Below are 13,592 nucleotides of genomic sequence, written 5' to 3'. Positions count from 1 at the left end.
GCATGTATTGCTGTCCACAAAAGCTGTCTATGAGTCCAGATTTAAAAGGGATTAAAATGCATACTCCGCAATTAAATAAGCAACGTCAGCAATTAAAGGTGCTAATTGAAAATAAAGTGACCTTTGCTGCCGATAATAGCGAGCTAAGTATTTACGATACTTATCAAAATGCGCAAAAAGTAGCTTTGCATTCAAAAGAATTACTTTTTTGTGCCATGCTTAGTGGTAAAAAGGTAATGCATGTAGAGAGCTGCCAATATCATAAGGCATTTTTACCTCACGAATCCTTTGTATTAGCACCAGAGCAAGGGGTGTTAATTGACTTTGAACAAGCATCTTTAAACGCGCCTACTACCTGCCTTGCCATAGAAATAAGTACAGATAAAATAACGCAGGTGGCTAATGCACTCAATATTGAGCAACGCTTTGCCAGCGATGACTTATTTGCCTATACACCGCAGCTGGTACATAGCCAGCACAATAGCCAAACCCAACAACTTTTAGCGCGTATGGTGCATTTATTTAGTGAGCCCGACGAGCAGCGAGGTTATTTAATCGACTTATCGTTAAACGAGCTTATTACCCGTTTGCTACAGCAGCAAAGTCGAGATTTATTGCTAAAACATGGCAATAATCCGCAGCTTAAAACACCGGTAAATAATGCTTTGCAATACATAGAAGAGCACTTAAATGAGGCATTGGATATAGAGAAGCTGTGTAAAATTGCCTGCATGAGTCGCAGCAAGTTTTATCAACAATTTAAGTTGGCGTTTGGTACGAGCCCAGCACTGTGGCAGCAGCAACTTAGGCTTAAAAGAGCCTATAGTAAATTGTTACAGGGGCGCACGGTTAGCCAAGCGTGTTATGAGCTGGGTTTTAATTGCCCTAGCCATTTTAGCCGATTATTTAAACAAGCCTATGGCGTACCACCAGCAAGCATTGCCAAAAAAAACCATTAAGTGATGGTTTAGGTTAATTTTATAGCGAGGTTAATTAACGTTTCGAAGGCACTAAATGCGCCTGCGAAACTTATTTTATTGTATTTTTTATGGCGCATTAATACTGCGTATTAAAACCAAATTTCAACCTGAGCGCCTGCAACTAAGGCACTTTCGTCGCCCTCTTTGCCTGCAACACTTAACCCAGATTCTTGCCCAGCAGCCTTGTTCCAATCAAAGTTACTTAGATAAAAGCGTAACGATGGACGCGACCAATATTCGGTAGAGTCGGCGGTTGCTTGTAATGCTAGCGCATATTTCATGAGTGTTTGCTCATCATTTTCAATGCCATTGGTTTTAGTTTGATAAGCGTTATACCCACTTCACCAAGCACACTCCAATGCGGCGATATTGAATAATGCGGGCGCACACCAACACTTTTTAGGGTGTGATAATCAGATGATTTTTCGTACATTACCATGTAATCTAGTTTAAATTTTTCGGTAATATCAATTAAGCCATTATTAAAAATACGAAAGCCACTTGAGCTGCTATCTGCCGCATAATCAAAGCTTCCGCCATCAGTACCGGCAGCGCCTGGGTTTTGCGCCATGGCGCCGGTACCATATTGAATCACTGTTTTTTGATCAACATTGCCTAACTGCTTTTGCCATTGCACTGTAAACGTTCTGCCATCGGTAAGCCCTGCTTCATCAATTGCATCATTTACAAATAAGTTTTGCAGTGCAAATACCACTTTACCCGCATCGCCTACATCCATTTCATAGCGTACGTCGGCCATAAAGTTTTGATAGTTAGTATCTGCAGTGGCTTTGTTACCTGTAAGTTCGCCCTCGCCACCATAAGTGATGGCAGCAAGATGCAGCTTATCGGTTTCATTTACCGTAATGTCGGACACACCCACGCCGTTACCCGAGCTTTGCATATGTTTGTAATCTAATATATGTACGCTACCAACTGCCTTATCGTAATAATATCTGCGGCCAATCCATAGCGTACCATTATCGAGTAAGTTGTCTGTTTCTACATAAAGCTGCCTTGAGCGTCTAGACCACTCCTCCGTTGCGATTGGATCTCTTGAATCCCCGGCAAAGTCCATCATAAATACGGCTTTAAAATTAACCCCATTTAGCTGCTGTTTTTTTAGTCAGCTGAAACTCGCTGTAGTCTCTGCATTCGTTACCTAAGCGATAATAAACCCCATCATTTTTAGGGTAGTTTAGTGAATAACAAGAGCCATTATTTTTACTGCCACTCCCTATAATGGTGTTTGTACCTGAGCGAAAATACCCATTAAATTCAAACCCATTATCCAATTCTTGCTTAGCTTTAGCCTCATCCTGAGCTTGCATTTCATTATTAATTAACTGTTTAACGTATGCAATATCTTCATCCGATAAACCAGCGGGGCGCTCTGCTGCGTGAACACTCATTGTAGCTGCGCATAATATTGAAAGTAGTGATAAAGAGGGTTTAATTCGTTTGTTATATTTCATGTTTACCATAGTCGTTGTGGGGTTACATTAAATGTATTTGCAGCGCTATTTAATTAAAATGCAGCCGTAATTTAGCTAAGCAGTGCTGGTTGCTAGCTACAAATACGAAATTAGTTACTTTTAAAGATGGAGTTTTTAGTTAACTTTGTGTCAGTAAAAATTAAAGGCATATAGCTGTTAACTTTAAGCTAACTATTTTGGCGCTAATAATGATCAGCTACGATAACTCGTAGTAAATGAGCTGTGATCAGTAATAACCAATTTGAAAAGGATTTTATCCAACCACTGGGGGTTATTCAATATAGCAAACAGCGATAGTATAAGATTTTACAGGGGTCACAAACCATTGATTAAAAAAGGAAAACACAAAGTAAACATAACAAAAACACAGAGGAAACAATGAGCCCACTTACTTACATTTCAGCGTGAAAAACCACCGCGCAATAATTAAACTAATGACGAGTTTTTTGATTATCTGCGCAACTGTAAAATTAATCTGGTAGCTGTAAAACGAGGGTTAGGATGAAATAAAAGAAGAGTAAACAGAGTAATAAAACGCATGATAAGCTCCCTCAAAAGCGCTGCACTTAAACGCTATTAAGGGATAACGAGGGGATTTAAATCAAGCTAAATCAAACTAAATCAAACTAAATCAAACTAAAATAACTAAAAGCACATAAACTAATACCGGCTAATAACCATACTAATCCGTAGCTTTGCCAAAGTATTGCGTTATTATAAACCTGCTGCGGGTTATTTTTGTCAACTAACAGTGTGCAGGTTTTACCTTGTTTAAAACGGGTAAACATTTTTTCACGATATTCCACTAATACACTGTGCACCTGCCCATCAAAACGAAAACTCACTAGCATAGTTGGCTGATGCAACATTTCGGGTGCTGTTATTTGATTATTTGCCACGGCAGTTATTTGTTCTACCACACAAACCCGCCAGTGGCGTTTACTTACTTTACATTTTAACCAGCGTACAAATGGCAAAGTGCCAATTATTATAAATAAAACCCCCAACCACAACAGAGCCATACACCCACCTTTGTTTTTATTTTTATAGTTTACTAACAACATACGCAGCAATCAAACTGCCTAGCACTTAGATTAATATAGCGCATTGGCTTTATTAAATACATGCTCAGATTACAAAGTTTTACCGCAAGCAACTTGCAGTTAACCTGCCGCACAAGCACAATAGCCGCATAAAAGAGGAGATCATTATGACCACAATTGATATTGGCACCCAAACCAAAGAACAAGCACTCGCTAGCTTAAGCAATATGACCAGCGATTTAACCCCTATTCAACCGGCAGAATATTTATCTCGTATAGCCAAAGCGCAAACGTATATGCAAAACAATGGCATTGATGCCATTTATTTAAATGCAGGTACTAACCTCGCCTATTTTACCGGTATGCGTTGGTATGCAAGTGAGCGTTTAGTTGGCGCAATTTTGCCTGCTAAAGGTGAAGTGCAATACATAGCTCCTTATTTTGAAATTGGCTCACTCAATGGTTTTAAAGTAATTGACGGGCCAATCCGTGGTTGGCAAGAGCATCAAAACCCATATCAGTTATTTGTTAATATATTAACGGAAATGGGTATTGCGGCTAATGGCACTATTGGTATTGACGAAAGCGCGCAGTTCTTTATTTTTGATGGTATTAATAAAGCGCAAACGGGCTTAAATTTAGTGAATGCTCAACCTGTTACAGCACATTGTAGAATGCATAAATCAGCCAATGAGCTGGCATTAATGCAACGCGCTATGGATATGACCTTAGTGGTTCACCAAGCTACGGCAAGCATGCTGCACGAGGGTATTAGTACCACTGAAGTTGAAGAGTTTATAAAGCTAGCGCATCAAAAAGTAGGCGCGCCGGGTAACTACTTTTGTATCGTGTTATTTGGGCTTGCAACGTCATTTCCGCATGGGGTAAAAGATCCGCAAATCCTTAAAAAAGGCGACATGGTACTTATTGATACTGGCTGTAAAGTACATGATTACTTATCTGATATTACCCGCACTTATGTGTTTGGTGAAGCAACTGATCGCCAACGTCAATTTTGGAATAATGAAAAAGCAGCACAAATTGCAGCTTTCAATGCAGCAAAAATTGGCGTGCCATGTGAAGACGTAGATACAGCTGCGCGCAGCTACTTAGCTGAGCAAGGTTTAGGCCCTGATTATCAAACACCTGGTTGCCCGCACCGTACAGGCCACGGCATTGGTTTAGATATTCACGAATGGCCTTATTTGGTAGGCGGTAATAAAACGCCACTAGCCGCTGGCATGTGTTTTAGTAACGAGCCAATGCTGGTTATACCGGATGAATTTGGGGTGCGCTTAGAAGATCATTTTTATATGACCGACAGTGGTGCAAAATGGTTTACCGAGCCTAGCCACAGTATTGACGACCCGTTTGGTTTACAAAAGTAATATAAGCTCTAATTAACTTATATTTGTTTATTTGGCTTAAACGACTATTTACTACTGCGCAGTACACACCACGCGCAGTAGTTTATTTTGTGAGTTGACGTTTAACCAATCGCTGTTTGTTTTTTTGTACGTTAGCCAACCATACTAAGGGTAAAATAATTAACGATGCGCCAATTATTAAGCCAAGTGTAGGTACTTCGCCAAACCAAAATAACCCAACAACGACAGCCGCCACTAAGCCACTATATTCAGCGCTAGCAACTTGGCTCGATTCGATTTTGCTATAAACATACACGCAAATTCCCGCATAAATTAAAATAAACAGTGTAGAGCCAAACGCAGTAATAAGTGCGGCCCAATGCCATGGCTCGTTTTCCCACAGCGCCAAACCCAATCCCACAGGCATACCTACTAAATTGGTAAGTAACAAGGTTTGCATAATACTATGATGCTTAGGTAACTTTCGTATTAGTACATTATTTATTGCTAGTGTAATTGCGACTACAAGTGCAAATATAGCCGCCCAATTAATGTCGGTAGGCTGAATAACAATAAGTACCCCTATAAAGCCAATAACAGCCACAGCTATGCTGCTTTTTGTTAGCTGTTCACGAAATATCATTACTGCTAAAGGCAGCATTAATAAAGGCGCTGCATAAAAAATAGCGTTAGCGGTTGCAAGCGGTAAAGCTTTGAGCGCAAACACCATAAATATAATACCAAATAACCATACATGTCCGCGTACCGCATGCCATTTTAAACCGGCAAATAAATGTTTTTTATTCGCCGACAAACAAAACGGGAGCAAAATTAATACTGCGGTAAGTTGGCGCATAAATACAAACTGAAACGTGGGACTTTCTGCTGGTAAAGTTTTGATTATAGCATCAGAAAAAACCGCAATAATATTACCCACCACAAGTAATGTCATGCCTAAGCCAACCGATATTTTTTGCATTGTTACTCCGTGCCCGCAAATTAAAAACGCTAGCATAGAGCAATTCGTTTAATTATGTATAATGATTAAAATACTTTTAGTATGAGTTTAACTAATAATGAAATTGCCCCCATTACGTGCTGTTCAGTGTTTTGAATCTGTAGCGCGATTAAATAGTTTTTCTAAAGCGGCTGAACACCTTAATGTGACGCAAAGTGCCGTGAGCCATCAGGTTAAATTACTAGAGCAATATTTAAACGAGCCGCTATTTAACCGCAGTGGTCGTAGCTTTTCGTTAACCGACGCGGGCAATCGTTACTATCAAGAAGTGAGTCATTCATTAACCAGTTTAGCCTCTGCCACACAAAAAATACGTTACGGCGAGCCTGGGCATATTCGTTTAGCACTTTATAGCTCATTAGCTGTAAAGTGGTTAATACCGCGATTAGAAAGCTTTAAACATGACTCGCCAGATATCGACTTAACTTTAAATATGATTGTAGATGAGGCGGATTTTAGCGACCGTGTTGCCGATTGTTTTATTACCACAACGCCACCTAAAGGTGAGTTTGTCAGCTTATTTTTATTTGCAGAAAAGCTTTACCCTGCTTGTGGCAAAGGCATGTGGCAGCAATTAAAAAATCAATCGCTGCCCAATGAATTATGGAAGCACCCGCTGTTGTCGGTGCAGTATGATGAGTCAGAGCAACGTAGCACCAATGACTGGCAGCAATGGTGTAAAAGCGGCGGCTTTGAGCTACCTAAAAACGTAAGAGTTAATCACTTTAGTCACGTTATACTGGCCGCAGAAGCTGCGCGTTATAATTTAGGTATTACGCTTATTGATGCGTTTTTTATTGCCTCACAGCACGATAACCACTTAGTTAAGTTGCCACTGCATGGAGTTGAAACCGGCTGTAAATTTTATTTTGTATATAAAAAATCGCGAGCAAAACAAACCGATATTATTACCCTAAGCCGCTGGCTAAAAGCCCAGTGGGCCGAGGTTAAAAAATAAAATGAAAGTATTAAGTCATCATACTTCATGCCAGTTTATAGCTATAACTATTATTTGATTTTATACTATCTCTATTAATTTAAGCACAGTCTTTTTAAAGGATAATCATAACTCATGAGAAAACCGGCCCACTGGACCTTAAAAAGTATCGCTCTAGAGTTAGGTGTGTCTAACGCGACAGTATCTAATGCGTTTAATCGCCCTGATCAGCTATCGGCTAAACGCCGAGACGATATTCTTGCAGCGTGTAAAACTTTGGGCTATTACGGGCCTAATAAGGCCGCGCAATCATTGCGTAATGGCACATTTAATATTGTCGCTTTAGTACTGCCCGATAGTGTGGAATACATGGTGTCGGATCCTGTGGCTAGCAGCTTTATGCGCGGTGTTACTTCGGTGCTTGAAAAAAACGGCATTAATGTTTTATTGTTTTCAGGTAATAGCGATACCCTTAATAACATAGTCGACTTTGTAGATGGCTTTATTTGTTATGGCCGCCCTCGTAATAACGCGTTAGTTGAGCAGTTAAAAACTGTGTCTAAACATGTAGTGACAATTGATTTTGATATTGCTCGCAATGCCTCTGTAAATATTAATAACGAGCAAGCAAGTTACGAAATAGCTAAACACGTACTGCATAATCAAAACGATAAAGTGGCTATATTAGGCCTTAGATTACTTGATGAAAACGTATTGTGCCGGGTGTATGAGCATCACGAATTTGAAACCGGACAATCTATTTCGCATCAACGTTTACGTGGTTATCAACGTGCTTTAAGCGAGGCAAATATTACGGTAGCTGACGATCGTATTTGGAACATTCCTGAAAGTAGCGAACGTTTTGCCAATATTGCTGCAAAAGAAGTACTTAGTGCATCACCGCGTCCTAACGTTATAATTTGTATGAGTGATTTAATTGCCCTTGCCACAATGCGAGAAGCAATAAAACAAGGCATAAAAATAGGTGAAGAACTGCGTATTGTGGGCTTTGATGGTATTGATGAAGCAGCCCGGTTTGTACCTCGCCTCACCACCATTCATCAAAACAGCCAAGAAAAAGGCGTTATAGCCGCTGAATTATTTATTTCTAAAGAAGAAAAAACTCAGGAAGTCAGTTACGAATTAGAGATTGGTGCCAGTAGTTAGCTTACAAGCCTTGTAATTGTTTTATGTGTTAAAAAGCCAAGCTTAAGTAGCTTGGCTTTTGCTTTACATGGCGTTTGTAAATTACTTTTATAGCATTAAGCTAAAAATGAATTTAAGTTAATCGTTGTTTCTTCATCACCGTTTACCTGCGTAATCAGTGCATGGCGTAATTTAAAATCAACAGTAAGTGAAATAGTTTGCTCACCTAGTTGCCACGATAAACAACACATACTGCCTTCACCTTGCGCACTAAACTCACCTGCAAATGCAGGGTGTGAATTGCGAATTTTAATTAATTCAATAAAACCTTTTACTACAGGCTTATTTAAGGCTTTATCGATTATATTTGCATCTAAATATGGGCGGTTAATATCACGGCCAACATTTGTATTTGTCAGTAATTCCATATCGTTTTCGCAAGCAAATAGGCCGCCGTAATACACTTGTGGTACACCTGGTGCAAAAAATTGAATTGCACGCGACAGTAAGTAATCAAAGTCTTTAGCGCCTAATGCGTTGTAGTACGTACAGTTAACTTGATACAAGTCGACATTACTCGCCGCAGCGCCCGTAGCTTGGCGGCTTTGGTTGTTACTGTTAGCGTGCATTGTTTCGACTAGGTTATCAATCTGCTGTGCATTTAATAGCCCTGGTTTGTCGCCCATTGGACCTGCGTCAATAATGCCAATACCGTCATGTGTATCAAGTACAGTTAAGCAATTACGTGGCGAAATTTGTAACCATTTGAGCAGTGCATCTACATCGTTATTAAATAAGCTGTGTAAAATAAGTGGTGGTAACGCAAAGTCGTAAACCATATTTACACGTTTTGCCACTTCTACCTGAGTTTGATAATGGCTATGTATTTCCGCAATGGTTTCCATACCTAAATCGTTTGCTTGCTTAGATAAGTTATCTAGGTAGCCAAACGTCTCATCAAGCATAAAGCAGTTAGTGCCCGCTTGCTTAATGGCGTAACCCGCCGCATCTAAACGAATAATATTTACATTGTTAGCCGAAAATTTAGTTAGTACGTTATTTAAATACGCAACACCGGCTTCTACTTTTACGTTTATATCGATTTGATTGTCGGTAAAAGTGGTCCAAAAGTCATACGTTTGGCCGTCGCCACACTGCATTGGTGTAAAACAGCTACCTGGGCGTGGGCGGTAAATTGCTTTTTGTTCAGCTTCGCTCATACCATTTGGAAATATATCTTCTTTGGTTAAAAACAAATCCCAAAATTCTGATTGCTTACCTTTAGCTAATACATCTTGAAACTGAAAAGACTGCGCCGATACATGGTTAACAATTAGGTCTGCCATTAAGTCGAGATCTTTACCTAATACCTGTATGTCTTCCCAAGTACCTATTCTAGAATCAACTTCACTATGATCAATAGGGTCAAAGCCAGCATCGCTGCCATCAATAGGATTGTAAAATGGCAATAAGTGCACACCACCAAATACGCCTTTTAAAGGGCCGTTTAAAAGTGTGGTTAGCGCGCCTATATTTTGACCAGTGATTCGATCAGCATATGTGATCAATTGAACTTTATTCTTCATCATTGTGTGATTACCATGTTGAAACTTAATCGATTAAGATATATCTTTAACTAGCGAGTAAGAATTTACAAGTAATTTTTAATAATTTTACATACAAATTTCGTGGCTCACGTAATACTACAGTAAGCAACTGACTGACTTACGAAGTGTTAATAGAGAATTTAACGAGGAATAAACACATGACAAAATCACACACACACGTAAGCAGCGACCCACTGCAACAAATACGCTGGCTTACATACATGATGTTTTTTATGTTTGCCATGACCTCTGACGCAGTCGGCATGATAATCCCCGAACTTATAAAAGATTTCGGTTTGAGCATGACTCAAGCTAGTGCATTTCATTACGCTCCCATGGCATTAATAGCCTTTAGTGGCTTATTTTTAGGCTTTTTAGCTGACAGCCTTGGCCGTAAAAAAACCATTATGCTGGGTCTATTAATATTTTCTGCCAGTTGTTTTTTATTTGCATTTAGCACCAGTTTTACCTTCTTTTTAGTATTGCTTTGCTGCATAGGCCTGGCCATTGGTTTATTTAAAACCGGCGCACTGGCATTGCTTGGCGATATTTCACATAGTAACGACGACCATACTAAAACCATGAACAAGGTTGAGGGCTTTTTTGGCATTGGCGCTATTGTAGGCCCTGCCCTAGTTGGTGTTTTATTAGTGCAAAACGTAAGTTGGACATACCTGTATATTACTGCGGGCGTAATGTGTTTAGTTCTTGCTTTATTAGCATGGCGCGCAGACTACCCTGACGTAGTTAAAACAACTGAAAAGCCAGCCTCTTTGGCCACCACCCTAAAAATGGTAAAAAACCCTTATGCACTTGGCTTTTCTTTGGCTATTGCACTATATGTAGCGACTGAAGTGGCTATTTATGTATGGATGCCAACGCTATTAAAGGACTACACAGGCTCTTGGCCGCTCCTTGCCACTTATGCACTTACTATATTTTTTATACTACGTGCTGCAGGTCGTTTTATTGCCGTATGGTTACTAAATCGTTATAGCTGGCAAGGTGTTATGGCTTATTTAAGCTTAGGTATTGCGCTTTGTTATGTGGGTACACTTATTGGTGGCGTTGACTGGGCTGTAGGGTTACTACCTCTTTCAGGTTTATTTATGTCTATGGTTTACCCAACTTTAAACTCTAAAGGTATATCGTGTTTTCCTGCTGAGCGCCATGGAGCCGTAGCCGGCGTTATATTATTTTTTACCGCATTATCGGCTGCTTTAGCTCCTTTATTTATGGGTATGATCAGCGATTACTTTGGCCATGTGCGCTATGGCTTTTACTTAGCAACAGGGTTTGCCGTGATTTTATTTGTAGCTATGTTGTTCAATTATTTACGCGACCCATCAATGAGTGCTTTACAAGAAAATAACCCAACAGCTTAAAAACTTGTATCTCAATACAATAAAAAACACTTTGAAAATCAACATATGAATAATAAAAGAGCAAATTAAACACAAAATGATTTGCTTATTGTAAAATATTTGTTATTTTCACTTAATCGATTAAGTGAAAATAACAAATCCTACTGGGATCAACACAACGAGGCGTTCACATGACAACACACAATACACCTTTATATTTAATCAGCGCTTTAGCACTTGCCGTAAGTCAAGGCGTTCACGCACAAGAAACAGACCAAGCAACACCTGAAGCATCACAAAACAAAGGTCTTGAAACAATAGTTGTAACCGGCGTACCACGTCGAACAACAATCATGGCTTCAAGCGTTTCAGTTAGTAGCGTATCACTTGAACAAGTTCAGGTGTCTACTCCTCGCTCAACAGCCGAGGCTTTTAGAATTATTCCGGGTATTCGTGCAGAATCGACAGGTGGCGAAGGTAATGCAAATATTGCTGTTCGTGGTTTACCTGTAGCATCAGGCGGTGCTAAATTTCTACAATTACAAGAAGATGGGTTACCTGTAATGCAATACGGTGACATCGCTTTTGGTAATTCTGATATTTTTATGCGATTAGATAATACGGTGCAAACAATTGAATCGATTCGTGGTGGCTCAGCATCTACTGCAGCAAGTAATGCACCTGGTGGCATTATTAACTTTATCTCTAAAAATGGCGAAAACGAATCTGGCAGTGTGTCTACAACACTAGGCTTAGATTACGACAGCGTTCGTACAGACTTTGAATACGGCACTTACTTAACCGATAGCGTGCGTTTTCATGTTGGTGGTTTTGTTCGACAAGGCGAAGGCCCGCGCGAAACAGGTTACACGTCTAATAAAGGTGGCCAAATTAAAGCTAACCTTACAAAAGATTTTGAAAATGGCTACGTTCGCCTTTATTACAAACACTTAGACGATAAGAGTGTTGGCTACCTTCCTATGCCAATGTACTCAAATGGTGACTCTATTGCTGGCTTTGATGCGCAGTCAGACACCCCTCACTCAGCGTTATTTACTAAAACAGTACGCTTAAATGGTGAAAACCAAATTAGCAGCGGCGATATCCGTGATGGTATGAATCCAAAGGTTGATTCTGTTGGTTTTGAAGCTGTATTTGATCTAGATAACGATTGGCGTATTGAAAACCGTTTCCGTAAGTCATCAATTAGCGGTAACTTTAATTCACCTTTCACAGAACAAGTCGGTAGTGCAACATCAATAGCTGAAAGCATTGGTGGCGCAGGTGCAACCTTGAGTAACGCGAACACCGGTGAAGCGTTTAACGATGGTTTAGCAATGAAGATGGTGACATTTGATGTCACAATGAATGACTTCGGCTCTATAGTTAATGACTTTAAATTAACTAAATCGTTCGATGATGATACCAGCCTTACATTTGGTTACTATGCATCTACGCAAAACATTGCGATGTCGTGGTTATGGAACTCTTACGTAATGGAGCTCAAGGGTGACAATGCTGCATTACTAAATGTAACAGGTGCCGATGGCACTGAGTTATCTGAAAACGGTTTATACGCTTACAGTGCATTTGGTAACTGTTGCCAACGTGATTACGATACGGAATACGATACACGCGCCCCATACGTTGCATTTTCTACTAAATTAGGCGACGTAAGCATTGATGCAAGTGCTCGCTACGACAGTGGTGAAGCTCGCGGAACATACGCAGGTGCAGTGACTTCAACAGTAGATATGAACCGCGACGGTGAAATATCAATCCCTGAGCAAAACGTTGCAGGTATTGACACTGCAAACGCAAGCCCAGTAAATTATGACTGGAACTATTCTTCTTATTCAATTGGTGCTAATTACCAAATTGACCCAAGCCTTGCCACGTTTGCACGTATAAGTAAGGGCGGGCGAGCAAACGCCGACCGACTTTTATTTGGTAAAGTACGCGCCGACGGCTCTGTTGCAAAAGAAGACGCTGTTGATGAAGTAAACCAGTTTGAGTTTGGTGTTAAGAAGCGCTTTGATTCGTTATCAGTATTTGCTACTGCGTTTTTTGCCGAAACTGAAGAGCAAAACTTTGAAGCAACATCACAAACATTTTTTGACCGTGAATACGAAGCAAAAGGGATTGAAATAGAATCTACTTACTTTATTGATGCATGGGATTTTCGTGGTAATTTAACCTGGACCGATGCAGAAATAGCAAAAGATGCGCTTAACCCAGATGTTGTAGGTAATACGCCACGTCGTCAAGCCGATTTAATTTACTCATTAATGGCACGTTACAACTATGAAAAAGGCGCTGCAGGGGTAAGTTTCATTGGTACTACCGATGCGTACGCTCAAGATAATAACGACTTGCAATTTGACGGCTACACACAGGTAAATGGCTTTGTAAGCTATGATTTATCTGAAAACCTTAATATTGCGCTTAATGTGAACAACCTATTTGACACAGTAGGTATTACAGAAGCCGAAGAAGGCTCAGTACCTGAAAACAACATTATTCGTGCCCGTGCTATTAACGGCCGCACAACGTCGGTAACTTTAAAATACGCTTTTAACTAAATGTGTGTATTGCGCTGCGGTGAGTAATCACTGTAGCGCCTTTTAAAGAATG

Annotated in this window: 10 protein-coding genes and 1 pseudogene; 6 read left to right on the top strand and 5 right to left on the bottom strand. The window is 40.0% G+C overall.

All coding sequences use genetic code 11. From position 1 onward, the window contains the following. Positions 1-56 precede the first annotated feature (56 nt). Entirely contained in the window at positions 57-959 is a 903-nt protein-coding gene (locus PARC_RS18840) for a helix-turn-helix domain-containing protein (protein WP_033012967.1), read from the top strand. Between the two features lie 110 nt (positions 960-1,069). Here PARC_RS18840 and PARC_RS21855 read toward each other — a convergent pair. From PARC_RS21855 to PARC_RS18820, 3 genes and pseudogenes are all read right to left on the bottom strand, one after another. Further along, positions 1,070-2,058, bottom strand: a pseudogene (locus tag PARC_RS21855) (carbohydrate porin). A gap of 19 nt (positions 2,059-2,077) precedes the next feature. After that, entirely contained in the window at positions 2,078-2,455 is a 378-nt protein-coding gene (locus PARC_RS22090) for a carbohydrate porin (protein ID WP_010553620.1), read from the bottom strand. A gap of 647 nt (positions 2,456-3,102) precedes the next feature. Beyond that, entirely contained in the window at positions 3,103-3,498 is a 396-nt protein-coding gene (locus PARC_RS18820) for a hypothetical protein (RefSeq protein WP_033012968.1), read from the bottom strand. A 188-nt stretch (positions 3,499-3,686) separates the two neighbouring features. On the opposite strand from PARC_RS18820, the gene PARC_RS18815 reads away from it, so the two are divergent. Beyond that, positions 3,687-4,907, top strand: coding sequence for a M24 family metallopeptidase (locus tag PARC_RS18815; RefSeq protein ID WP_010553618.1), 1,221 nt, complete (start codon positions 3,687-3,689; stop codon positions 4,905-4,907). A gap of 82 nt (positions 4,908-4,989) precedes the next feature. On the opposite strand, the gene PARC_RS18810 is transcribed toward PARC_RS18815, so the two are convergent. Continuing rightward, positions 4,990-5,865 (bottom strand): DMT family transporter, encoded by an 876-nt coding sequence (locus PARC_RS18810; protein ID WP_010553617.1) that lies wholly within the window; start codon positions 5,863-5,865, stop codon positions 4,990-4,992. A gap of 97 nt (positions 5,866-5,962) precedes the next feature. Here PARC_RS18810 and PARC_RS18805 point away from each other — a divergent pair, with 97 nt between their 5' ends. Both PARC_RS18805 and PARC_RS18800 read left to right on the top strand, forming a co-directional pair. Next, a complete protein-coding gene (locus tag PARC_RS18805; protein ID WP_010553616.1) occupies positions 5,963-6,862 on the top strand; it encodes a LysR family transcriptional regulator in 900 nt (299 codons plus the stop codon). A 114-nt stretch (positions 6,863-6,976) separates the two neighbouring features. Further along, complete coding sequence (locus PARC_RS18800; RefSeq protein WP_010553615.1) at positions 6,977-8,008, top strand: LacI family DNA-binding transcriptional regulator; 1,032 nt, start codon at positions 6,977-6,979, stop codon at positions 8,006-8,008. Positions 8,009-8,103: 95 nt separating this feature from the next. Here PARC_RS18800 and gtfA read toward each other — a convergent pair whose 3' ends face one another. Further along, a complete protein-coding gene (gene gtfA / locus PARC_RS18795) occupies positions 8,104-9,576 on the bottom strand; it encodes a sucrose phosphorylase (protein ID WP_033012961.1) in 1,473 nt (490 codons plus the stop codon). Between the two features lie 176 nt (positions 9,577-9,752). Between gtfA and PARC_RS18790 the strand changes: the two genes are divergently transcribed. Continuing rightward, entirely contained in the window at positions 9,753-10,979 is a 1,227-nt protein-coding gene (locus PARC_RS18790) for an MFS transporter (protein WP_010553613.1), read from the top strand. 170 nt (positions 10,980-11,149) lie between these two features. Then, positions 11,150-13,540, top strand: a complete 2,391-nt coding sequence (locus PARC_RS18785) for a TonB-dependent receptor (protein WP_010553612.1) — start codon at positions 11,150-11,152, stop codon at positions 13,538-13,540. Positions 13,541-13,592 lie beyond the last annotated feature (52 nt).

The organism is Pseudoalteromonas arctica A 37-1-2 (genome assembly GCF_000238395.3).
GTDB lineage: Bacteria > Pseudomonadota > Gammaproteobacteria > Enterobacterales > Alteromonadaceae > Pseudoalteromonas > Pseudoalteromonas arctica.
This window is presented reverse-complemented; position numbering and strand designations above follow the sequence as displayed.